The sequence below is a fragment of the Stenotrophomonas sp. YJH_SMC_32 genome, from assembly GCF_059369975.1.
The window spans coordinates 13,294-35,164 of record NZ_JCAFTE010000009.1 but is presented as its reverse complement, the minus strand read 5'-3'; the positions used below and the strand labels follow the sequence as shown (position 1 = coordinate 35,164).

Annotated in this window: 20 protein-coding genes; 9 read left to right on the top strand and 11 right to left on the bottom strand. The window is 68.2% G+C overall.

The features are described 5' to 3' along the window. Positions 1-14 precede the first annotated feature (14 nt). A complete protein-coding gene (locus AC5P7S_RS12470; RefSeq protein WP_005420538.1) occupies positions 15-374 on the bottom strand; it encodes a DUF1428 domain-containing protein in 360 nt (119 codons plus the stop codon). Positions 375-465: 91 nt separating this feature from the next. Continuing rightward, positions 466-2,868, bottom strand: coding sequence for a S9 family peptidase (locus AC5P7S_RS12465; protein ID WP_095377908.1), 2,403 nt, complete (start codon positions 2,866-2,868; stop codon positions 466-468). A gap of 210 nt (positions 2,869-3,078) precedes the next feature. Here AC5P7S_RS12465 and AC5P7S_RS12460 point away from each other — a divergent pair, with 210 nt between their 5' ends. Next, positions 3,079-3,651 (top strand): OmpO family porin, encoded by a 573-nt coding sequence (locus tag AC5P7S_RS12460; protein ID WP_005420534.1) that lies wholly within the window; start codon positions 3,079-3,081, stop codon positions 3,649-3,651. 198 nt (positions 3,652-3,849) lie between these two features. Then, complete coding sequence (locus tag AC5P7S_RS12455) at positions 3,850-4,527, top strand: response regulator transcription factor (RefSeq protein WP_032954668.1); 678 nt, start codon at positions 3,850-3,852, stop codon at positions 4,525-4,527. A 6-nt stretch (positions 4,528-4,533) separates the two neighbouring features. Here the strand turns inward: AC5P7S_RS12455 and AC5P7S_RS12450 are convergent, their stop codons facing one another. Next, positions 4,534-4,923, bottom strand: coding sequence for a DUF6165 family protein (locus AC5P7S_RS12450; protein WP_005420531.1), 390 nt, complete (start codon positions 4,921-4,923; stop codon positions 4,534-4,536). 178 nt (positions 4,924-5,101) lie between these two features. On the opposite strand from AC5P7S_RS12450, the gene AC5P7S_RS12445 reads away from it, so the two are divergent. Next, positions 5,102-5,800 carry a TorF family putative porin gene (locus AC5P7S_RS12445; protein ID WP_005420530.1) on the top strand — a complete coding sequence of 233 codons (699 nt, stop codon included), beginning with the start codon at positions 5,102-5,104 and terminating at the stop codon, positions 5,798-5,800. On the opposite strand, the gene AC5P7S_RS12440 is transcribed toward AC5P7S_RS12445, so the two are convergent. Beyond that, positions 5,797-6,945: an MFS transporter gene (locus tag AC5P7S_RS12440; RefSeq protein WP_331250375.1), complete on the bottom strand. Its 1,149-nt coding sequence runs from the start codon at positions 6,943-6,945 to the stop codon at positions 5,797-5,799. The two genes, AC5P7S_RS12445 and AC5P7S_RS12440, sit on opposite strands and share 4 nt — an antisense overlap. A gap of 142 nt (positions 6,946-7,087) precedes the next feature. Here AC5P7S_RS12440 and AC5P7S_RS12435 point away from each other — a divergent pair, with 142 nt between their 5' ends. Beyond that, positions 7,088-7,975, top strand: coding sequence for a LysR family transcriptional regulator (locus AC5P7S_RS12435; protein WP_095377909.1), 888 nt, complete (start codon positions 7,088-7,090; stop codon positions 7,973-7,975). On the opposite strand, the gene AC5P7S_RS12430 is transcribed toward AC5P7S_RS12435, so the two are convergent. After that, positions 7,944-8,411: a YehS family protein gene (locus tag AC5P7S_RS12430; RefSeq protein WP_005420526.1), complete on the bottom strand. Its 468-nt coding sequence runs from the start codon at positions 8,409-8,411 to the stop codon at positions 7,944-7,946. The genes AC5P7S_RS12435 and AC5P7S_RS12430 overlap by 32 nt on opposite strands. Before the next feature lie 84 nt (positions 8,412-8,495). Between AC5P7S_RS12430 and AC5P7S_RS12425 the strand changes: the two genes are divergently transcribed. After that, positions 8,496-8,984, top strand: a complete 489-nt coding sequence (locus AC5P7S_RS12425; protein WP_005420525.1) for a hypothetical protein — start codon at positions 8,496-8,498, stop codon at positions 8,982-8,984. A gap of 88 nt (positions 8,985-9,072) precedes the next feature. Then, positions 9,073-9,825, top strand: coding sequence for an SDR family NAD(P)-dependent oxidoreductase (locus AC5P7S_RS12420; protein ID WP_005420523.1), 753 nt, complete (start codon positions 9,073-9,075; stop codon positions 9,823-9,825). Between the two features lie 127 nt (positions 9,826-9,952). On the opposite strand, the gene AC5P7S_RS12415 is transcribed toward AC5P7S_RS12420, so the two are convergent. From AC5P7S_RS12415 to AC5P7S_RS12400, 4 genes are all read right to left on the bottom strand, one after another. Continuing rightward, a complete protein-coding gene (locus tag AC5P7S_RS12415; RefSeq protein WP_095377910.1) occupies positions 9,953-10,840 on the bottom strand; it encodes an SPOR domain-containing protein in 888 nt (295 codons plus the stop codon). A 21-nt stretch (positions 10,841-10,861) separates the two neighbouring features. Continuing rightward, positions 10,862-12,550, bottom strand: a complete 1,689-nt coding sequence (argS, locus tag AC5P7S_RS12410; protein WP_005420518.1) for an arginine--tRNA ligase — start codon at positions 12,548-12,550, stop codon at positions 10,862-10,864. Positions 12,551-12,664: 114 nt separating this feature from the next. Continuing rightward, positions 12,665-13,369: a RadC family protein gene (radC, locus tag AC5P7S_RS12405; protein ID WP_014035697.1), complete on the bottom strand. Its 705-nt coding sequence runs from the start codon at positions 13,367-13,369 to the stop codon at positions 12,665-12,667. Positions 13,370-13,439: 70 nt separating this feature from the next. Then, the gene (locus AC5P7S_RS12400; protein ID WP_005420514.1) at positions 13,440-14,066 is read right to left on the bottom strand and encodes a response regulator; all 627 of its coding nucleotides are present in this window, start codon (positions 14,064-14,066) and stop codon (positions 13,440-13,442) included. Positions 14,067-14,265: 199 nt separating this feature from the next. On the opposite strand from AC5P7S_RS12400, the gene coaBC reads away from it, so the two are divergent. Genes coaBC through AC5P7S_RS12385 form a run of 3 tightly spaced genes read left to right on the top strand, consistent with a single transcriptional unit; the run spans position 14,266 to position 18,386 of the window. Further along, positions 14,266-15,555: a bifunctional phosphopantothenoylcysteine decarboxylase/phosphopantothenate--cysteine ligase CoaBC gene (gene coaBC, locus AC5P7S_RS12395; RefSeq protein ID WP_095377911.1), complete on the top strand. Its 1,290-nt coding sequence runs from the start codon at positions 14,266-14,268 to the stop codon at positions 15,553-15,555. Further along, on the top strand, positions 15,552-16,025 hold the full coding sequence (dut, locus tag AC5P7S_RS12390; protein ID WP_005420510.1) for a dUTP diphosphatase: 474 nt from the start codon (positions 15,552-15,554) through the stop codon (positions 16,023-16,025). Before coaBC ends, dut begins: the two co-directional genes overlap by 4 nt. 12 nt (positions 16,026-16,037) lie before the next feature. Then, positions 16,038-18,386: a phosphomannomutase/phosphoglucomutase gene (locus AC5P7S_RS12385; RefSeq protein ID WP_095377912.1), complete on the top strand. Its 2,349-nt coding sequence runs from the start codon at positions 16,038-16,040 to the stop codon at positions 18,384-18,386. Between the two features lie 96 nt (positions 18,387-18,482). On the opposite strand, the gene AC5P7S_RS12380 is transcribed toward AC5P7S_RS12385, so the two are convergent. Beyond that, positions 18,483-19,196 carry a response regulator transcription factor gene (locus tag AC5P7S_RS12380; protein ID WP_005420506.1) on the bottom strand — a complete coding sequence of 238 codons (714 nt, stop codon included), beginning with the start codon at positions 19,194-19,196 and terminating at the stop codon, positions 18,483-18,485. Continuing rightward, complete coding sequence (locus tag AC5P7S_RS12375; protein ID WP_053500336.1) at positions 19,177-21,837, bottom strand: ATP-binding protein; 2,661 nt, start codon at positions 21,835-21,837, stop codon at positions 19,177-19,179. Before AC5P7S_RS12375 ends, AC5P7S_RS12380 begins: the two co-directional genes overlap by 20 nt. Positions 21,838-21,871: the final 34 nt, after the last annotated feature.

The following is a 21,871-nucleotide window of genomic DNA, read 5'->3' as shown; positions in this document are numbered from 1 at the left end:
CACGTCCGCCGGGTTCAGCGGGTCAGCTCGTAGATCGGCACGAAGCCGCCGTAGATCATCCGCGCACCGTCAAACGGCATCGGATTCTTCGTTGGATCAAACCGCGGGTCTTCCATCATCTTCTTCATACCGGCGTCGCGGGTCGATTTGTCGGGCCATTCGATCCAGGAAAACACCACCGTCTCGTCCGGCGTGGCTTTCACCGCGCCGAAGAAATCGGTGGTCTTGCCGTGCGGCACGTCATCGCCCCAGCACTCCACCACGCGCAGTGCGCCGTACTCGATGAAGACCGGATCTCCTGTGCGTGCATGGGCGAGGAACTTCTCCTTGTTGGCGGTGGGAACCGCCAGGACGAAACCATCGATGTAGCTCATTGCCAGCCTCCGGATGGACCGTGCCACATGCACGGCCTTCAAGTACACGACGAACCAGCGCGGCGGGGATCGACATCCCGCGTACGCCAGTTCAGCCCGGGCCACCCGGGAGCGGGGCCAGCGCCGTATCCGCTGGCTGCTGGCCGGCGAGGTGGCGCACGAAGTAGTCCCACATGCGGTGCGTATAGGTGGCGTCGTTGCGGAACAGTTCGTGGTCCTGTCGAGCCAGGTACAGCAGGTCGTAGCGACGCTGGGCCTTGTTCAGGGCCGCGGCCAGCTGCAGGGTCAGCGCGGGTGGCGCGTTCTCGTCCAGTTCGCCATAGACCAGCAGCAGATGCCCGCGCAGGTTGCTGGCCAGCGCCGCATTGTCGAGACCGGCAAAGGGGGTCGGCACGCCATCGGCCATGGCTGTAGCTGGCACCACGCCACCGAACAGCCGGTCCATGCCGTGCAGGGCGCCGCCGTACATGCCCTGGAAATTGTGGCTGCCGGCCGAGGCCACGGCCACCCTGTAGAACGCGGGGTAGCACAGCAGGGCACGCGCCGCGCTGTAGCCGCCGAACGAATGCCCATAGATGCCGACCCGCTGCAGGTCGATACCCTGGTAGCGTTCGCCCAACTGGCGCAGTGCGGCCACATGGTCATCGAGCTGTACATCGGCGCCGTGCAGGAAGCTGCTGTCATGGAATGCCTTGTCGCGGCCGCCGGTTCCGCGGGCATCGATGCTGACCACCACGAAGCCGAGCTCGGCGAGGCTGGCGCGGGATACCGGGTTCTGCGCCGAGACCGCTTCGGCATAGGTGACCGGCGCATTGCTGATGAAAGCACCGCCGTACATCGCGTCGATCACCGGGAAGCTGCCGTCATCGCGATAGTCGCGGGGCAGGTAGATGGTGGCGAAGATCGGCGTGCGCCCGTCGGCGGCCAGCAGCCGCTCGCGCCGTGGCGGCCGCCAGCCAGCAGTGACGACCGCCTGCGCATCCGCAGCCTCCAGCACCATCACTTCGCGGCCATCGTCGCTGGCGCGCAGCACCGTGCGTGGCGGCTGCGCGAGGCTGGACACCGTATCCACCAGGTAGCCACCGCCGGGCGACAGCGCTTGCGGGGCACGTCCACCGAACAGCATGCCGGTGCCCGCATCAGCCAGGTGGTCGTCGCCATCGGCGGCCAGGCGCTGCACCGCTCCGCCGTGCAGCGGTACCCGGTACAGGCCACGCACGTAGGGATCGCCGCCCTCGACACCGCCGGCACTGAAGTATGCCCAATCGCCTGCGCTGTCCACGCCGAGCAGGTCCCGCACCGCCCACCGGCCGCCGGTGAGCTGGCCCATCACCTTGCCGTCGGACAGGCGCACCCGGTACAGATGGCCCCAGCCATCGCGCTGCGAGAACCACACGGCGGTGTCCCGGCCGGGCAGGATTGCCACCGCTGGCCGGTTGTAGGAATACACGTTGAGCTGCAGGCGGGTATCACTGGACTCCTCCAGCACGGTGCGCAGCGCACCGCTGCCGGCGTCGATCTCTACCAGGCGCAGGCGCCGTGGCATGCCGAAGTGCGCCATCGCGGCGTACAACCGGCCACCGTCCCAGCCCAGGATGCCCGCCTCGCTCAGGATGTTCCAGCCCTCGGGCAGGGTGATGTCCTGCTGCCGGCCGCTGCGTACATCGACGATGTACAGGCTGTCGCGCACCTGCTGTGCATCGCCCAGTACCCCCAGCTTCACGGTGTGCACGCGTGGGCGCGCGCTGTTGGCCGGCGTGCTTTCCAGATAGGGGTAGTCCTGCAGCGCACGCTCGTCGTAGCGGATGCCGGCCACGTAGCGGCCATCCGGTGACCAGCCGACCGCAAACGGCCGCACCGGCATCCGGCCCTGGCGGCGCGGAATGCCGCGGAGGGTGAAGTCCGGCAGTACGCCATAACCATGACCGGGTTCGCCGCCGGTGGTCAGTGCCCGTGCTGCCGTTCCGGGCGACTGCAGCCACAGATTGTGGTCGCGCACCTGCAGCCAGGCATCGCCAGCGGGCGAAAGCAACGCATCTGCCGGCGGCATCGCATCCTGCGACGGCGCGCATTGCCAGCGCGGCCACCGGCAATCGATCGGCGCCTCGCCGCTGAATCGCAGGCGCAGGCCATCGTCGGTTGCCTGCACGCTGGCCAGTCGCAGGCGTGGCCCGCTGGCACCGAAGTGCGCCACCGCGCTGTCCAGTGCGGCGGGCTCGAACAGGACCTTGCCAGTGGCCTGTAGCGGGTCGACCAGTACCGCCTGGCGTCGACCGCGTGCATCCTCGCGCTCATACCAGAAGCGGCCATCGGCCAGCCAGTTCGGCACGACCGAGGCATTGCGCAATGCACCGCGCAGGTGGCTGTCGTGCACGCGCTCGGCGCGCTGGTAATCAGAAGGCTGCAGTGGCTGAGCCGATACAGTGGAACACCCGTCGATGAAGGCGAGGACGACAGCGCAGAGCGGGAACCGCAGCGGGGCAGGCACGTGCAAGGCAACCTCCTGTTGCAAGGGTCAGCGGAACTCGAATGCACGCGCGCCGCGCGCGTATGCCAGATACAGCCTGAATCAAGCCAAAAAATTCAGCAATGCGAAGGCTGCTGTTTTCAGGGAGCGTTGTGGCGAATAACGGAGAATTTACATTCCCGATGCGATGGCGCCCTGGCGCTGCTGCACACCATAAGAAAGTAAAGGTGTACCCCCATGAAGAATTCGCTGATTGCTCTGGCCCTGGCCGCCGCCCTGCCGTTCACCGCCTCGGCTGCTGAGAACCTGTCCTACAACTACGCCGAAGCCGACTACGCCAAGACCGACAACGACGCGTTCAAGTCCGACGGTTGGGGTGTGAAGGGTTCGTACGGCTTCCTGCCGAACTTCCACGCTTTCGGTGAGTACAGCCGTCAGGAATTCGACCACACCAACGTCAAGCTGGACCAGTGGAAGATCGGTGCCGGCTACAACGTTGAAATCGCTCCGAGCACCGACTTCGTTGCCCGCGTTGCCTATCAGAAGCTCGACCAGAAGCATGGCCTGGACTTCAACGGCTACAGCGCTGAAGCCGGTATCCGCACTGCCTTCGGCGCCCACGCCGAGGTCTACGGCATGGTTGGCTACGAAGACTACGCCAAGAAGCACGGCGTGAATCCGGAAGGCCAGTGGTACGGCCGCCTGGGTGGCCAGGTCAAGCTGAACCAGAACTGGGGCCTGAACGGCGAACTGAAGATGAACCGCGACGGCGACAAGGAATACACCGTCGGCCCGCGCTTCAGCTGGTAACTGCTGTTCCGGCGCGCCTGCGCGCTGGAGGCGTCTCGACAGGCCCGGCTCTTGCCGGGCCTGTTGCGTTTGTGGCGGCGCGAAACAAAATGCCGTCTGACTGGTGGCGCACGCGGGCCGAGCATTGCAAGGAATTGGATTCCGCCGCTGCGGGCACCGGCCTACGGTGGATGTTCCATGTTGCCTGGACAGGCCGCGATGCCACCGACACTCCCGCCCCTGCGGCCTGATCGGCCACGACGCCTGGCGCTGCTGGATCCGCACCCGGTACTTCGGTTGGGCGTGGAAGTTCTGCTCCGCCAACACAGTGGTGTGCAGGTGCGCGTGAGCCTGTCCAACGAGGCGCACCTGCTGCAGCTGCTGGAGCGCAGCCCGAGGTGTGTCGACCTGCTGCTGATCGATGCGCTGCCGATGGGCGACCTGGGCGATGGATTGGCCCTGCTGCGCGTGCTGTCGCAGCGCTGGCCGGCGCTGCCGGTGCTGGTGCTCTCGGCGCACTGCAACGCCAGTACGGTGACCACCGCGATGCGAGCCGGCGCGCGCGGCTTCCTGTCCAAGTCGATGCCACCGGAGACGTTGCTGCGCGCCATTGACGTGGTCGCTCGCGGAGGGCGCTTCGTGCCACCGGAACTACGCGAGGAGCTGAAGCTGCCACGCACACGCCGGGTATCTGCACCGGTGCTGACGCCGCTGAGCCAGCGCGAGCGTGAAGTGCTCGGGTTGGTGCTGAAGGGCGTCAGCACCAGTGAAATGGCCCTGCGCTCAGGGCGCTCGGCCAGCACCATCAGCTCGCAGAAGACGTCGGCCTACCGCAAGCTCGGCATCCGCGGGGATGGTGACCTGTTCCGCTTCCGCCACCTGCTCGAATGCGGCTGAGCGGCGTTACTCGCCCTGGTACTGCTTCTCTTCCACCAGCGCCGAACCGGCCACGCGGTTGATCTCGTTCTTCACCTGCACGCGCTCGCCATTGGTGCCATAGACACCGCGTGCCAGCTGGATGAACGCATCGTCGAACTCCTGGGCCGCTTCCTTGTCGCGCAGCTGGTCCTGGATGTCCCACATGCGTTCGTTGATCGCCTTCAGCTGCTGCTTCAGCGCGTCCAATGCCGGCTGCGCCTGCAGCTGCTGCTGCAGCAAGGGCAACAGGCCATCCAGTTCGGTGCGCACGTTGGCCAGCTTGGCAGCATCGTCGATGCGCTCGGCCTTGATCTCGAGAATGGTGATCTTGTCGATCAGCTCGCCGATCGATACCGGGGTCAGGATGGCGTCCACGTGGTTGGTTCCTGGAAACAAGGCGCCATGATACCGCGCGGCTGGCACGTAGCCTCCATCCACGGGATTTACGCCGAATTTGCGCTGCAGGCCGGGCAGCGCCCTCGATCCGTTACGGCGGCGCCCCCGACACTGCCGTCCCGGCGGCGCGATCGCCTTCGACGAGGAACACAGTGCAGTGAACAGCAAGGAGACGATGGCGGCGCTGGTGGCCGCCCTGGCAGGGCTGCTCGGGATCGGCAGCGCGCAGGCACAGGTGCAGGCCAGTGGCAGTGCTGCATTGACCAGCGACTACGTGTGGCGTGGCAGCTCGCAGAGCGATGGCGACCCGGCGGTGCAGGCCGGCGCGAAGGTCTCGATCCCGTCGGGATGGTACGCCAGCGTGTGGGGTTCGAACGTTTCGTTCAAACCGGACAATGGCGCGCGCAGCGAGTTCGACCTGGTGGCCGGCTGGTCCGGCGCACTGGCGCCGGCCTGGAACCTGGATGCGAACCTGACCCGCTACGTGTACCCGGGCAGCGGCCGCACGCTGGACTGGACCGAACTCAACACCACGTTGACCTGGAAGCAGCGTGCCTGGCTGCAGGTCGCCCATTCCAGCGATGCACTGGCCGGTGGCCATCGCGGCACCTATGCCCAGCTGGGTGTGCGTGTGCCGCTGCACGAACGCGTCCGCCTGGAAGCGGCGGTGGGCCAGTACTGGCTGGCCACCGCGCAGGGCCCGGACTACCTGCATGGCCAGCTCAGTGCCATTGCCACGCTGGCCCCGGCATGGGAGCTGCGTGCCACCGTGCACGACACCGACAGTGCGGCCAAGCGCCTGTTCCCGGGTAACGCCGGTGGACGCTGGGAGCTGGCGCTGCAGGGCAGTTTCTAATTCGACGATGCCGCCTGGCGCGCACGCAGCGCGCCGGGCAGCCACAGCAGCAGGGCCAGCACGGCTACGGCGGCACCGGCCACGCAGACACCGGTCCAGCCGAAGCGCTGGTAGACCTGTGCAGACAGCAACGAGCCCAGCGAGCCGCCGATGAAATAGCCGGTCATGTAGCCGGCATTGAGGCGGTTGCGTGCCGCAGGCTGCAGCGCATAGATCAGGTTCTGGTTGCTGACATGCAGCAGCTGCGCGGCCAGGTCCAGCACCACCACGCCGACCAGCAGCGCCAGCAGCGAGTGGGCCGACAGCCCCAGTGGCAGCCACGACAGCAGTAACAGCGCCAGTGCAATGGCGGTGGCACGTCCGGTCTGGCCACGGTCGGACATGCGACCAGCCAGACCCGCCGCCAGCGTGCCGGCCGCACCGACCAGCCCGAACAGGCCGATGGTGGCGTCGCTGTAGGCGTACGGCGGTTGTGCCAGCAGGAATGCGAGCGGGGTCCAGAAGATCGCGAACATGGCGAAGCTGCAGGCCCCCAGCAGCGTGCGCTGGCGCAGCACCGGTTCCCGCACGAACAGCTCGCCGATGGAGCGCAGCAATGCGAAATAGCCAAGGCCGGCGCTGTGGTGGAATCGCGGCAGGCCGCGCTGCAATGCCAGTGCGGTCAGCACCAGGGTGGCAGCGGCGATCGCGTACACCAGGCGCCAGTCGCCCAGGCTGGAAAGCAGGCCGGCCACGGTGCGCGCCAGCAGGATGCCCAGCAGCAGGCCACTCATCAATGTTCCGACCACGCGGCCACGATGTTCCGGCGCGGCCAGCGTGGCGGCGAACGGCACCAGCACCTGGGCCACCACCGAAAACAGGCCGGTGATCGCGGTGCCCACCAGCAACCAGGTCAGCGACGGTGCGCAGGCACTGATCACCAGTCCGCCCGCCGACAGCAGGCTCATCACCACGATCAGGCGGCGGCGTTCGAACAGGTCACCCAGCGGCACCAGCAGGATCAAGCCGGCGGCATAGCTCAGCTGCGCGGCGGTAACCACCATGCCGACCTGGCCGAACGGCACGCCGAAGGCGTCGGCGATGGTGTGCAGCAGCGGTTGCGCGTAGTAGTTGCTGGCCACGGCCACGCCGGTGGCGACCGACATCAGCAGCACCTGCCAACGGTGCAGAGGGGGAAGGGACGGGCTCACGCGATGTTCCAGGAAGCGGGGGCACAGTGTCCGCCTGCTGCGAGCATGATGGAAATGAATCATCATCATCCATGCCATCTGAAAACAAGATAGTTGTATGAACCTCAAGCAGCTCGAGTTCGCCGTGGCGCTGGCCGAAGAGGGCAATTTCACCCGTGCCGCCGAGCGCTGCCACGTGGTGCAGTCCGCGCTCAGCCACCAGATCGCCCACTTGGAACAGGAACTGGGTGCCACGCTGTTCGAGCGCCTGCCGCGCCAGGTGCGGGCCACCGCCGCCGGCGAGGCGTTGCTGGTGCACGCACGCCAGGTGCTGGCCAGCCTGCGCCACCTGCGCGCCGACGTGGCCGCCGTCAGTGGCGAAGTGCGTGGGTTGCTGGCCATCGGGCAGATTTCCTCGCTGACCGACATCGACGTTGTGGCGATGCTGGCGGCCTTCCAGCGCGTGCACCCGCAGGTGGAGTTCCAGTTGCGCGTGGACAAGAGCGAGGACCTGATCGCGCAGGTACAGTCGCGCGCGCTGGATGTGGCACTGGTCGGCCTGGCGCCTTCGGCAGCGCTGGACGGTGTCTGCCACCAGGTGCTGCAGGAGGAGGATCTGGTAGCGGTACTGGCGCCATCGCACCGGCTGGCCGGGCGCAAGCGGCTGCCATTGACCGCACTACAGGATGAAGCACTGGTCGACTTCCCGCGCGGCACCGGCGCACGCCGGCAGACCGATGATGCTTTTGCCGCAGCCGGACTGCCGCACACGGTCCGTTTCGAGGTCAACCTGATGGAACTGGTCGAGCGCTTCGTCCGCCATGGGTTGGCGGTCGGCATCGTGCCGGCATTGATCGCCGATGGGTTCCAGGGCGTGGTGCAGATTCCGCTGCAGCCGACCCCGACCCGGCGCGTGCACCTGGTCTGGCAGCGCCTGCCGACACCAGCGGCGCGGGCGTTCGTCGACGCCGTGCTCAGCCGCGCAGGCGCAGGCTCAGGCCCTTGAGGAAGTTGCGCAGCATCTGGTCCAGGCAACGCCGGTAGTTGGCGTGCCCGGGTTGGCGGAACAGCGCGCCCACTTCCGACTTGGAGACATTGAAACCTGCGCTGGCAAAGATCTCCATCAGGTCCACGTCGCGCAGCTGGAACGCCACGCGCAGCTTCTTCAGCACCAGGTTGTTGTCGATGCGGGTTTCCACTGCGCGCTGCGGCTGGCTCTCGTCGCGGCCACGCAAGTGCACGATCAGGCCGTCGAGAAAGTGCGCCAGCGCGCTGTCGTTCATCGCCTCGAAACCGGCTTCGTCCTCGCGGCGCAGCCAGGCCTTCACCTGCCCGGTATCCACGGCAAAGGCCGGGTCGGCCATCTGGCACAGGGCGACCACGTGCTGGTCACCCAGGTCCAGGGAGTAGCGCACGCTGCGCAGGACATCATTGTTGATCATGGCCCAATTGTACCGGCCCCTGGCGTGTCACCGGAGTGTCATCGAACTGCAGCATCGTGAGCACTCGTTCGCTGGGACCCTTGCATGCGCCGGTATCTGTTTTCCGCACTACTGCTCGCCGGCAGCTTCGCTGCCTTCGCCCAGGACCGCTTCGTACCCGTCGAGCGGCGCCTCAGTGCATCCCAACTGGCCGAGGTCGGGCTCAGCCCAGCGCAGTTGCAGGCGTTGAACCGGGTACTGCGCGAGGCAGAGAGCACGACCGCTGCGTCGACGGCAGCGGTGGCCCCGGTCGCTGCGCCGCTGCCTGCCAATGTGCCGGCACCGGCAGCAATGCATCTGGGCCTGGATGACGAACCGGTCAGTGCCCGTGTAGTCGGAGAGGTCGCAGGCTGGCAGCCCGGCACGCTGTTCACCCTTGATAACGGCCAGCAATGGCAGGTGATGAAGGGACAGATGAAGCTGCGCAAGGTGTTGCAGTCGCCGCAGATCGCCGTTGTTCCTGGAATTGCCGGGCGCTGGTTCCTGCAGGTCGACGAAGACCTGCCCAAGGCCAGAGTGTTTCGCGTGCGTTGAGCCGGGGGGACGGCTGGACGGCGGGCAACTCAGGACGGGCCGGGAATGCCAGAATGGGCGTCCGGTTTTTCCCCCCTGGAGTTGCCTGATGACCCGCACTGTCCTGATTACCGGCGCCACGTCCGGCTTCGGCGCCGCCGCCGTCCACCGCTTCGCCCAGGCCGGCTGGAAAGTGATCGCCACGGGCCGCCGCAGCGAACGCCTGCAGCCGCTGGTCGAGCGCTACGGCAAGGACGTGGTGCACGCCGCCGCCTTCGACATCCGCGATGCGGTGGCGATGGAGGCGGCCCTGCTGGCGCTGCCGCCGGCCTTTGGCGAGATCGACCTGCTGGTCAACAACGCTGGCCTGGCGCAGGGCACCGCGCCGGCACAGAGCGCCACGCTGTCGGACTGGACCACGATGATCGACACCAACATCACCGCGCTGGTGACCCTGACCCACCGGCTGCTGCCGCAGCTGGTGGAGCGCAAGGGCGCGATCATCAACATCTCGTCGGTGGCCGGCGTCTACCCGTACCCGGGTGGCAACGCCTACGGTGGCACCAAGGCCTTCGTCAGCCAGTTCTCGCTGGGCCTGCGTTCGGACCTGCACGGCACCGGCGTGCGCGTGACCACGATCGAGCCGGGCATGGCCGAAACCGAATTCACCGTGGTACGTACCCATGGCGACCAGAACGCCTCGGACAAGCTCTACAGCGGCGCCAACCCGATGACCGCCGAAGACATCGCCGAGCAGATCTTCTGGGTGGCCAGCCTGCCGCCGCACCTGAACATCAACCGGCTGGAGCTGATGCCGGTCAGCCAGTCGTTTGCCGGATTCCAGGTCGCCCGCGAGGGCTGACCTGCTTCGCGGGTCCTGTAGAGCCGAGCCTATGCTCGGCTTCGTCTGGATTCAGCCGAGCATGGCTCGGCTCTACAGAAACGAAAAAGCCGGGCACTGCCCGGCTTTTTCATTCACATCGGCAGGCTTACTGCGCCTTGATCGCCATCGCCTGCAGGCCGGTGCCATCCAGCTTCTGCTTGGCTTCGGACAACTCGCCGGCACTGCCGTACGGGCCCATGCGCACGCGGTACACGGTCTTGCCGTTGATCTGCGCCGACTCCACGCGTGCCGCCAGGCCCATCATGGCCAGCTTGGCCTTGGTGGCTTCGGCGTCACCGGAAGCCCCAAAGGCTCCTGCCTGCAGGATGTAGCGGGCGTTGTCGGCGGCCGCCGGTGCAGCTGCGGATGCCGGCGGTGCCGATGCGGCGGGCGCGCTTTCCGCGCGCGGCGCCGGAGTGGCGGCCGCCATGCTGGCCGACGGGGTTGCCGCGGCCGGGCGCTCGCTCAGCGGTGCCGGCAACGGACGGTTGGTCGCGGTTACCGGCGCGGTGCTTGCGACGCTGGCCGTTGCGGTCGGTGCCGGCGTGGCCGTACTGGCCGGCGGTACCGGCTTGCCCTCCAGCGCGGCCTGCGCGCGCGACGCTTCGGCCTTGGCCCGGCGCTGATCCTCGGCGCGCGCGCTGGCGGCCAGTTCGGCGTCGGACATTTCCACTTCCTTGCCCGGCAGCAGGGTGTAGAAGTCGTACTGCGTCGCGGCCGGCTTCTCCGGTTCGGCCGGCTTCGGCGTGGCCGGCTGCGCGGCCGGCTGGCTGCCGACATCGCTGTCGGCATCAGCGACCGGGGCCGGCTGCGCGTTCGGGTTCGGCTGCGGACCGGCACGCAGGAAGCCATCGCCTTCGCCCTTGAACAGGTTCGGCGCCGCCAGGAACACCACGGCGGCGATCGCCACACCGGCCACCAGCCACACCCATCCGGGGGTGCCCTGGCTGCTGCTGTTGCGTCGTGCCTGGGTTTTGCCGCGTCGTGCTGCCATGTGTACTGCGTCTCCTGATGCTTACATTTTTTCCGGGGCACTCACGCCCAGGAGTTCGAGGCCGTTGGCCAGCACCTGGCGCGCCGCGCAGGCCAGGGTCAGCTTGGCGTTGCGATCGGTAGCGTCGTCCACCAGCACCGGCGTCCCGTGATACCACGTGTGGAAGGCATGCGCCAATTCACGCAGGTACTGCGCCACCAGGTGCGGCTCCAGCGCCACGCCGGCCGCTTCCACCACTTCCGGATACCGCGAGATCTCGTTCATCAGCCCCAGCGAGGCATCGTCGGCCAGGCGGCCCAGATTGGCCAGGCCATTGCCCTGCTCGTACACAAGGCCCTTTTCCTGGGCCTGGCGCAGCAGGCTGCAGACGCGGGCGTGCGCGTACTGCACGTAGAACACCGGATTGTCGTTGCTCTGCTGGCGGGCCAGGTCGATGTCGAAGGTCAGCTGCGAATCGGGCTTGCGCGCGATCAGGAACCAGCGGGTCGCATCGCGGCCGGCCTCCTCGATCAGGTCGCGCAGGGTGAAATAGCTGCCGGCACGCTTGGACAGCTTCACTTCCTCGCCGCCGCGCATGACGGTGACCATCTGGTGCAGCACGTATTCCGGCCAGCCCTGCGGGATGCCCACTTCCAGCGCCTGCAGGCCGGCGCGTACGCGCGCCAGCGAGCCGTGGTGATCGGCACCCAGTTCGGTGATCGCGCGCTCGTAGCCGCGCTGCCACTTGGACAGGTGGTAGGCCACGTCCGGTACGAAGTAGGTGAAGGTGCCGTCGGACTTGCGCATCACGCGGTCCTTGTCGTCACCGAAATCGGTGCTGCGCAGCCACAGCGCGCCGCCTTCCTCGTAGGTGTGCCCGGAGGCCTGCAGCTTGGCCACGGCCTCGGCGACCTTGCCATCGGCGTACAGCGAGCTTTCCAGGAAGTAGATGTCGAAGTCGACGCCGAAGGCGGCCAGGTCCAGGTTCTGCTCGTTGCGCAGGTAGGCCACGGCGAAGCGACGGATCGCCTGCATGTCGTCCGGGTCCTTGGCGCCGACCACCAGCGTGCCTTCCAGGTCAACGCTGGCGCCGGCCATGTAGGCGCGGGCAACATCGGCGATGTACTCACCGCGGTAGCCGCCTTCCGGCCAGCCTTCCTGGTCCGGCGCAATGCCCTTCACGCGGGCCTGCACCGACAGCGCCAGGTTCTCGATCTGCACGCCGGCGTCGTTGTAGTAGAACTCGCGCTTGGCGTTCCAGCCGTTGGCATCGAGCACGCGGGCCACGCAGTCGCCGATCGCCGCCGCGCGGCCATGGCCGACATGCAGCGGGCCGGTCGGGTTGGCCGACACGTACTCCACGCCCACCGTGCGGCCATTGCCGGACAGGTTGCGGCCGTAGTCGTGGGCTTCCTTGATGACCGACGCGGCTTCGCGCTGGTACGCAGCCGGAGCCAGGTGGAAGTTGATGAAGCCGGGGCCGGCGATCTCGACCTTGCTGACGTCCTCGCTGCGCGGAAGCGCCTCGACCAGCGCCTGAGCCAGTGCGCGCGGATTGCTGCGCGCGGCCTTGGCCAGCAGCATCGCGGCGTTGGTGGCGAAGTCGCCATGGTCACGGGTCTTCGGGCGCTCGACCACGAAGTCCGGCGGCAGGGAGTCGGCGGGCAGGGTGCCATTGGCGCGCAAGGCTTCGATGCCTTGGCTGATCAGGGCGCGGAGGAGATTTTTCACGAGGCCTGCTGTGAGAATGAGCGGCGGAATCGCCCATTTTAGCGCAGATACCCGCGCCCACGCTGACCAGAACATGCCTGTGGGGGGTACCTGCCCGGCCCTGGTCAGGCCCGCTCAGCCGAACAGGCGTGGCTGGGGCGGGGACAGCAGGCCCCGTTCAGCAAACGAAACGGGGCGGCCTTCGCCGACCACGAAGTGGTCCAGCAGGCGTACGTCCACCAGTGCCAGCGCCTGCTGCAGTTCATCGGTGATCCGGGTGTCGGCGCCGGAGGGTTCCGGGTCGCCGGAGGGGTGGTTGTGGCTGAGGATCACCGCTGCCGCATTGTGCAGCAGGGCTCGCCGCACCACCTCGCGGGGGTAGACCGGGGCGGCATTGATGGTGCCCTGGAACAGTTCCTCGCAGGCGATCAGCCGGTGGCGGTTGTCCAGGAACAGCGCCATGAAGATCTCGCGGGCCTGGCCGCGCAGGCGGTGCTGCAGGTAGCGGCCGACCGCGGCTGGGTTGTTGCCGACCGCCTCGCCCTGCTGAAGCTCGGCGGCCAGGTAGCGATGGGCCAGTTCCAGGCCGGCGGCCAGGGCACAGCTTCGTGCCGGCCCCAGCCCCGGCAACCGGGCCAGCTCGCGGGCCGGGCGGTCCAGCAGCACGCGCAGGGGGCCATGCGCCTGCAACAGGTCGCGGGCGGTCTGCACCGCGTCGCGTCCACCGAAGCCAGAGCCGAGGAACAGCGCCAGCAGCTCTGCGTCGGACAACGTGGCGGGGCCGCGGGCGATCAGCTTCTCGCGGGGACGTTCCTGCTCGGGCCAGTCATGGATGGGCATGCCTGCATCATCGCCAGCGCGGGTGATGCGTCCCATCAGGGCAGGGCGCACGCCCGGGTAGGCTGTTGCCTCAGTCGCGTCGCGACTGCAGATAGGCGAACAGCTCCTGGTTGTTCTGCAGCCCCAGCTTGCGCTTGGCTTCGGCCTTCTGCCGGCTGATCGTTTTCGGGCTGCGGCCGCAGTGGACGGCGATGGCGTTCACTTTCAGCCCGGCGGCCAACAGGTCCAGCACTTCCTGTTCGCGGGCCGACAGCGCCGCCGGTTCACGCGCGAACATCAGGTCGCGCGCCTGCAGGTGATGGCGCAACTGCTGCGAGACGAACACCTGCCCGGCCATGGCTGCGTTCAGGGCCTGCGGCAACTCGCCGAAATCGGCGCACTTGTCGACCAGGCCACTGACACCTTCACGCAGCAGGCCATCGAGCAGGCCGGGGTGACGGGCGCCGGTGAGCACCACCACGGGCAGGCCCGGGTGGCGTGCGCGCAGCTCAGCGATCAGTTCCGGGCCATCCGGGCCGGTACCCGGCATGGAGAGGTCGGTCAGCACCGCGTCGCAGCCGTGGTGCACGACCAGCTGCAGCAGCTGGGCGCCGTCACGCGCGCTGCCGACGACCTCCATCAGATGGGTCTGCAGCACGATGCGGATGCCGTGCAGGACGACGGGATGGTCGTCGGCGATGATGATGCGCGGGTGCACGCGGGATCCTCGAAAAGCGAAGCGGCACACCAGCGGTGGCCACTGACGATTCTGCAAACGTGGCCGGCCTACAGGTATAGGAAAGTTCCGAATCGCGGTGTCTTGAACCCCGGAAGCGTTGTGGTGCAAGTCCCATCTGCTGATAGCCGCCCGCTATGTGCGCTGTGCACCGGGACATTACCGACCATCGGGTAAGCTAATGCCCTCGTTTGCACAGGAATTCCAGGTGGCTGACTCCCCCAACGCTTCCCCCGCGCCGGCCCGCGCGCTGGAAGGCCAGAAACTGCTGTTGTGCGTCGGAGGCGGGATCGCGGCCTACAAGGCCCTGGAGCTGGTGCGGCGCCTGCGCGATGCCGGTGCCCAGGTGCAGGTGGCGATGACCGCCGGTGCCCAGCAGTTCGTCACTCCGCTCAGCTTCCAGGCCCTGTCCGGGCAGCCGACCCGCACCACGCTGTGGGACAGCGCCGCCGAGCAGGCCATGGGCCACATCGAGCTGGCCCGCTGGGCCGACCGCATCGTGGTCGCGCCGGGTACCGCCGATCTGCTGGCGCGGCTGGCCCAGGGCCATGCCGATGACCTGGTCAGCACCCTGTGCCTGGCCAGCACCGCACCGCTGACGATCTGCCCGGCAATGAACCACCGGATGTGGCTGCATCCGGCTACCCAGGCCAACATCGCCCTGCTGCGCCAGCGCGGTGCGCAGGTGATCGGCCCGGTCGATGGCCCGCTGGCCGAAGGTGAATCCGGCCCCGGCCGGCTGGCTGAACCGGGCGACATCGTGGCCGCGCTGGTGGCCAATGGCGGTACCGCTGCGACGGTTGCCGCGCCGGAAACCCGTGCCCTGCAGGGCTTGCGCCTGCTGATCAGTGCCGGCCCGACCTACGAAGACATCGATCCGGTGCGCTACGTCGGCAACCGCAGCAGCGGCAAGATGGGCTTTGCCCTGGCCGCTGCCGCCGCCGCGCTGGGCGCGCAGGTGGTGCTGGTCAGCGGCCCGGTCCAGCTGCCGACGCCACCGGGCGTGCAGCGCATCGACGTGCGCTCGGCCGCGCAGATGCGCGATGCCGTACTGAAGTCGCTGCCCGCCGACATCTATATCGGTGCCGCCGCAGTGTCCGACTACACCCCGCGCCAGGTCGCCGCGCAGAAGCTGAAGAAGACCGCCGACAGCCAGTCGCTGGTGATCGAGCTGGTGCGCACGCCGGACATCCTGGCCGAAGTCGCCGCGCAGACGCAGTCGCTGAAGCTGGTGGTCGGCTTTGCCGCCGAGACCCATGACGTGGAGAAATATGCTCGCGGCAAGCTGATCGACAAGCGCCTGGACCTGGTGATCGCCAACCAGGTCGGCATCAGTGGCGGTGGTTTCGAGAGCGACAACAATGCCGCCACGGCCTTCTGGCAGGACGGTGAACAGGTATTCCCGGCCACCTCCAAGCGCGAACTGGCCGAACAACTGCTGGCGCTGATCGCGCGGAGACTCCAGGCATGACCCAGGCATCCCTTTCCCAACCGCTGCAGGTCAAGCTGCTCGATCCGCGCTTCGGCGACAGCTGGCCGCTGCCGGCCTACGCCACCGAAGCCAGCGCCGGCATGGACCTGCGCGCGGCGCTGGATACCGCGCTGACCCTGCAGCCGGGCGACACCGCGCTGGTGCCCAGCGGCCTGGCCATCCACATTGCCGACCCGAACCTGTGCGCGGTGATCCTGCCGCGTTCCGGGCTGGGCCATCGGCATGGCATCGTGCTGGGCAACGGCACCGGCCTGATCGATGCCGACTACCAGGGGCCGCTGCTGATCAGCGTCTGGAACCGTGGCCGCGAGGCCTTCACCATCGAGCCCGGCGATCGCATCGCGCAGCTGGTGGTGGTTCCGATTGCCCGCGTCAGCCTGCAGGTGGTGGATACTTTCACCGACAGCGTGCGGGGCACGGGTGGATTCGGCCATACCGGGGTGCGTTGACAGGGGACATCGATGAGCGGCATCGGGGAAGGACAGCGGGGACGGTCGTTGGGTCGCAGTGCACCACTACTGGGGGTGCTGCTGATCCTGCTGGCCGGCTGGTTCGGATGGAGCGCGGTGCAGCAATGGCGGCAGGAGGCCAACGGCCAGGCGCTGGAAGAAGCGCGCGACCAGGCCGTGCAGGGCCTGCAGCAGGCCGCTGCAGGCCAATTGCAGCAGCTGCAGCAGCAGTTGAAGAACGATCGCGTGCAGCAGGCGCTGCAGGCCGGCGATGCCGCTGCAGCGGCGCTGGCCGTGCGCGAGAGCTGGACCGGGGTTGAGCAGGTCGAGGTGCTGACGGCCGATCTGGCCAACGCCTATGCCGATCCGGCCACCTTCGGGTATGCACGCCTGGCCCTGCTGGAAGCGGCGGTGGCTGAGGGCAAACCCAGCCTGCGCGTCGTCCGCGATGGTGGCGGCAATCGCCTGGGCCTGGCTGCGCCAGTGCAGCTGGGCAGCCTGGGGCCGGCCGTGATCTATGTCCGCCAACCGCTGCTGCGGCTGACCTCGCCGCTGGACCAGGTGCGTGCGCCGTCCGCCGGCTTCCTTGGCCTGCGCCAGGGTGGCTTCGATCTGGTCACCCAGGGCAACGCGGGCCTGTCCGAAAGCGCCGAAGCGCTGGCGCGCCCGGTGGCAGGCACGCCGCTGCGACTGGTCGCGTCGGTGCCGAATGTCGACGCCGGTCCGCTGGGCCTGGGCGCGCTGGCCAGCGCCATTGTGGCGTTGCTGCTGGCGTTCATTGCCGTGTTGCTGGTGGTGGGACGTGACCGACTGCCGAAGTCGCTGCCCTTGCCGCGCCGCGCCGCAGCGTCCGAGGCCGACCATGGCCCGACCCTGAGCGAGAGCCTGCAGCAGGCGCCGCCACCCGAGGCCGCTGTGACCGACAGTGGCGATGCCGCGCCACCGCCGCCACCGCCAGTGCCCGCTGAAGAGCTGGCCGCCGGCATCTTCCGTGCTTATGACATCCGCGGCGTGGTGGGCAGTGAACTGACATCGAAGACCGCGGCGCTGATCGGCCAGGCCATCGGCACCGTGGCACTGGAGCAGGGCCTGCGCGAGGTGGTGATCGGTCGCGATGGCCGCCTGTCCGGACCCGAGCTGACGGCTGGGCTGGCCGAGGGCCTGCGCCGTGCCGGCTGCGCGGTGATCGACATCGGCCTGGCGCCGACCCCGCTGGTGTACTACGCCGCCTTCCATCTGCGTACCGGCACCTGCGTGGCAGTCACCGGCAGCCACAATCCGCCCGAGTACAACGGCTTCAAGGTGGTCATTGGCGGAGAGACGCTGTCCGGCGATGCCATCACCGATCTCTACCAGCGCATCGTCGAGGGCCGCCTGGTGCAGGCCGCTGAGCCCGGTGACTACCAGCAGCGCGATGTCAGTGCCGACTACATCCAGCGCATCGCCGATGACGTGCAGCTGGACCGTCCGCTGAAGGTCGTGGCCGATGCCGGCAATGGCGTGGCCGGCGCACTGGCGCCGCAGCTGCTGGAAGCGATCGGCGCCGACGTCATTCCGCTGTACTGCGATGTCGACGGCACCTTCCCCAACCATCATCCCGACCCGAGCGAACCGGCCAACCTGGAAGACCTGGTGCAGACGGTCAAGCGCTTTGGCGCCGATCTCGGCGTTGCCTTCGATGGCGACGGCGACCGGCTGGGCGTGGTGACCGGCGAAGGCCGGATCATCTACGCCGATCGCCTGCTGATGCTGTTCGCTGCCGATGTGTTGATGCGCAATCCGGGCGCGATGGTGATCTACGACGTGAAGTGCACCGGCAAGCTGTCCGACCACGTGTTGCGCAACGGTGGCAGCCCGCTGATGTGGAAGACCGGGCATTCGCTGATGAAGGCGAAGATGCGCGAGACCGATGCCGAGCTGGCCGGCGAGATGAGCGGCCACTTCTTCTTCAAGGAACGCTGGTTCGGTTTCGACGACGGTCTGTACGCCGCTGCGCGATTGCTGGAGATCCTGGCCCAGCGCGAGGAAACGCCGGGCGAGGTGCTGGGCGAGCTGCCGGAAATGGTCGCCACGCCGGAGCTGAAGGTACCGGTGGCCGACGGGACGCCGCATGCCTTGGTGGCGATGCTGGTGGCGGCGGCGCAGTCCCCGGACAACCCGTATGTGGGTGGCCGCCTGTCGACCATCGACGGGCTGCGCGTGGACTTCGCCGATGGCTGGGGCCTGGTGCGTGCCTCCAATACCACGCCGGTGCTGGTGCTGCGCTTCGAAGGCAACGACGAGGCGGCACTGGAACGCATCCAGGCCCTGTTCCGCAGCCAGCTGCAACCAGTGCTGGGCGACACCCCGCTGGGGTTCTGACCCCTTTGGAAGCTGCAGCAGAATGGGTAGTGCCGGCCGCTGGCCGGCAAGCCCATGAACCTCACACACCCTGCAGTTGCCGGCCAGCGGCCGGCACTACCCCTTGAACCGCAACCCCACGCCCGGCTCGGTGAACAGGTAGCGCGAATCCAGCGCCGAATCGCCCAGCTTGTGCCGCAGCTTGCCGACCAGGATGCGCAGGTAGTGGGTGTCGTGCTGATGGGTCGGCCCCCAGATCTCCTGCAGGATCTGCGGCTGGGTCACCACCCGTCCGGCATTGCGCAGCAGCAGCGACAGCAGCGCGTACTCCTTGCGGGTCAACGCCACCGGCTCACCCTGCAGGGCGACTTCGCGACGCACCAGGTCCACGTGCAGGTGGCCATCGTCGAACACCGGCGGTGTGCCATCGGTCGGCACGCTGCGCGTGCGCAGCAGCGCCCGCACGCGCGCCATCAGTTCCTGCGTGCCGAACGGCTTGGTCACGTAGTCGTTGGCGCCGGTATCCAGTGCGCGCACCTTCTCGGCTTCGCCGGCGCGCACGGTCAGCATGATCACCGGCACCTGGCTCCACTGGCGCAGCTGTTCCAGGACCTCGTGGCCTTCCATGTCCGGCAGGCCGATATCCAGGATCACCAGGTCCATGTCCTCGCTGGCGGCCAGCTGCAGGCCTTCCTGGCCGGTGGCGGCCTGCCGCACCTGGTAGCCTTGCGCGCGCAGGCTGATGTCCAGGAACCGGCGGATCTGGGTTTCATCATCGATCACCAGCACGCGTGCGGCCGGCACGCTGGCATCAATCGGGGTCGGGCTCATCGTGGGAGGCTGGCTTGAGCAGGGGCAGGGTGATGCGGATCAGGGTACCGCGACCGTCGCGTCCGGGCAGCGCCTGCACGCTGCCGCCATGTGCGCCGATCATGCCCTGGCAGATGGTCAGGCCCAGGCCGGTGCCGTGGCGGCCTCGGTCACCGCGCTCGACGCTGTAGAACATGTCGAAGATGCGCGCGCGCTCGTCATCGGGAATGCCGGGGCCGGCGTCGATCACGTCGATGCGCAGCTGGCCGTCCAGCTCGCGCGCCTGTACCTGCACGGCGGCGTCGGGCGGCGAGAACTTGGCCGCGTTCTCCATCACGTTGAACACGGCCTGTTCGACCAGCGCCGGGTGCACCCAGATCGGTGCCAGCGTGGCTGGAATGTCCAGCTCCAGCCGCACCTTTGGCTGGTAGCGCTGCAGGCGCCGTGCCGCCGAGCCGATCAGCTCGTCCACGCCGATCCAGTCGCGGTTGATCTTCAGCCCTTCGTGGCCGAGCCGGGTCATGTCAAGCAGATTCTGGATGTAGCGGTCCAGCCGTTCGCCCTCGACCAGGATGGTGTCCAGCAAAGCACGGCGATCGGCTGTATCCATGGCCGCACCGTAGCTGGCCAGGCTGTCGGCCGACCCGATCATCGCCGCCAGCGGCGAGCGCAGGTCGTGCGACACCGAGGAGAGCAGGGCCGAGCGCAGCCGCTCGGTCTCGTTGCTGACGTGCGCCTGCTCCAGTTCCGCCACCAGCCGCGTGCGCAGCGCGGCCTGGGCGATGTCATCGACCATCGCTTCGGCCAGCTGCCGCTGCTCGGGCAGCAGGCGCGCCTGTGCGCCGGGCAGGTACAGGCCGGCCACGCCGATCGCACGGTCTTCGCCGTCCAGCAGCGGCAGGAACCACCATTGCGCGCCGGCCAGGGTATCGGTGAAACGCCCGCTGGGCTGGCCGTGGCGCAGCGCCCAGTCGGCGGCAGCCAGGTCGGTATCGCCGGGCTGGCTGCGGCCGCCGGCGGCGGTATCGGTGCCGATCCGCAGCCACGCCGGCACGTCCAGGGCCTGCTCCAGCGCATGGCGGCCCGCCTGTGCCACCTCGCCGTTGCCGGCCGCACTGGCCAGCTGGCGTCCCAGCTGCTGGCGCGCGCGCGCATGGCGGTTGGCCGCACGCAGCGCGATGACCTGCATGCGCAGGCGCGAGGCCAGGCGCCCGGCCACCAGTGCCGCGGCCAGGAACAGGAAAACGGTGATCACGCCCTGGCGTGCACCGATGGCGAAGGTGAAGCGCGGCGCGATGAACAGGAAGTTGTAGGCGAGGAAACACAGGATCGCGGCCATCACCGCCACGCTGGCGCGCGTGCGTGCAGCCACCAGTACCACCGCGACGATGAACACCATCGACAGGTCGGCCATGCCCACCCAGTGTTCGGCCAGCCACGCCACCGCACAGGCCAATGCGGTCGCGATCAGGGCTTGTGCAGGCTCGTAGCTGATGCCGCGCATCGGCGGCAGCAGGCTCTCGCGGCGCGAGCGTGCGCGTGCCTGCGGCGTGCTGATGATGGTGATCTCGTAATGCGCGCCACGCTGGATCAGCTGCTGGGTCAGGGTGCGGTTGAACATCCGTGCCAGTGGACGTTCGCGGGTACGGCCCAGCACCAGGGTCGACACGCCGTTGTGTGCGGCGTGGTCGAGCAGGGCATCGGCAATGCTCGATCCATGCAGCAGTTCGGCGTCGCCGCCCAGCCGCCTTGCCAGCGCAAAGGCCGCATCGATCTCGCGCCGGGTCGCCTCGTCCTGGCGCCGGCCCTGCACGGTCACCACCGTCCACGGTGCGTCGCGGCGCTCTGCGATGCGCCGCGCCACCCGCACCAGGTATTCGCTCTGGCCGCCCCCGTCGATGGCCACCAGAACGCCGCGACGCAGGGGCAGATTGCCTTCGCCACGCGCGGCGCGGGTTTCGCGCAGGCTGCTGTCGACGCGGTCGGCGGCTTCCTGCATCGCCAGTTCGCGCAGCGCGGTCAGGTTGGCCGGCGAGAAGAACGCCTGCAGGGCCTGCGCGGCCTGTTCCGGCACATAGACCTTGCCCTGCTGCAGGCGCGCGATCAGTTCGCGCGGCGGCAGATCGACCAGCACGATGTCGTGCAGGCGGTCGAGCACGCCGTCGGGCACGGTCTCGCTGACCCGCACGCCGGTGATCCGCATCACCACGTCGTTGAGACTTTCCAGATGCTGGATGTTGACCGTGGTCCAGACATCGATGCCGGCGTCCAGCAGCTCCATCACATCCTGCCAGCGCCGCTCGTGACGGCTGCCCGGTGCATTGCGATGGGCCAGTTCGTCCACCAGCACCAGCGCTGGATGCCGTGCCAGCACGGCGTCCAGGTCCATCTCCTGCAGGGCATGGCCGTGGTAGGCCACGTCCTTCAGCGGCAGCTGCGGCAGGCCCTCCAGCAACGCCTGGGTATCGGTGCGTCCATGGGTTTCCACCAGGCCCACCACCAGGTCGACGCCGCGGCGCAGCTGTTCCTGCGCGCGGGTCAGCATGGCGTAGGTCTTGCCCACGCCCGGCGCCGCACCGAGGAACACGGTCAGCTTGCCGCCGGCTTCGCGTTGCAGGCCTTCAACCAGGGCATCGGCCTGGCGGGTACGTGCATCAGTCATGGGGGCCGCTGTCATGGCCACCATTGTGCGCGCA

Bases quoted from the DNA above. Each gene is read 5' to 3' on its own strand.
- AC5P7S_RS12470 (WP_005420538.1), bottom strand. From the start codon at position 374: ATGAGCTACATCGATGGTTTCGTCCTGGCGGTTCCCACCGCCAACAAG.
- AC5P7S_RS12460 (WP_005420534.1), top strand. From the start codon at position 3,079: ATGAAGAATTCGCTGATTGCTCTGGCCCTGGCCGCCGCCCTGCCGTTC.
- AC5P7S_RS12455 (WP_032954668.1), top strand. From the start codon at position 3,850: ATGCCACCGACACTCCCGCCCCTGCGGCCTGATCGGCCACGACGCCTG.
- AC5P7S_RS12440 (WP_331250375.1), bottom strand. From the start codon at position 6,945: ATGTCGGTCGCCACCGGCGTGGCCGTGGCCAGCAACTACTACGCGCAA.
- AC5P7S_RS12435 (WP_095377909.1), top strand. From the start codon at position 7,088: ATGAACCTCAAGCAGCTCGAGTTCGCCGTGGCGCTGGCCGAAGAGGGC.
- AC5P7S_RS12430 (WP_005420526.1), bottom strand. From the start codon at position 8,411: ATGATCAACAATGATGTCCTGCGCAGCGTGCGCTACTCCCTGGACCTG.
- AC5P7S_RS12425 (WP_005420525.1), top strand. From the start codon at position 8,496: ATGCGCCGGTATCTGTTTTCCGCACTACTGCTCGCCGGCAGCTTCGCT.
- AC5P7S_RS12420 (WP_005420523.1), top strand. From the start codon at position 9,073: ATGACCCGCACTGTCCTGATTACCGGCGCCACGTCCGGCTTCGGCGCC.
- AC5P7S_RS12415 (WP_095377910.1), bottom strand. From the start codon at position 10,840: ATGGCAGCACGACGCGGCAAAACCCAGGCACGACGCAACAGCAGCAGC.
- radC (WP_014035697.1), bottom strand. From the start codon at position 13,369: ATGCCCATCCATGACTGGCCCGAGCAGGAACGTCCCCGCGAGAAGCTG.
- coaBC (WP_095377911.1), top strand. From the start codon at position 14,266: ATGCCCTCGTTTGCACAGGAATTCCAGGTGGCTGACTCCCCCAACGCT.
- dut (WP_005420510.1), top strand. From the start codon at position 15,552: ATGACCCAGGCATCCCTTTCCCAACCGCTGCAGGTCAAGCTGCTCGAT.
- AC5P7S_RS12385 (WP_095377912.1), top strand. From the start codon at position 16,038: ATGAGCGGCATCGGGGAAGGACAGCGGGGACGGTCGTTGGGTCGCAGT.
- AC5P7S_RS12380 (WP_005420506.1), bottom strand. From the start codon at position 19,196: ATGAGCCCGACCCCGATTGATGCCAGCGTGCCGGCCGCACGCGTGCTG.
- AC5P7S_RS12375 (WP_053500336.1), bottom strand. From the start codon at position 21,837: ATGACTGATGCACGTACCCGCCAGGCCGATGCCCTGGTTGAAGGCCTG.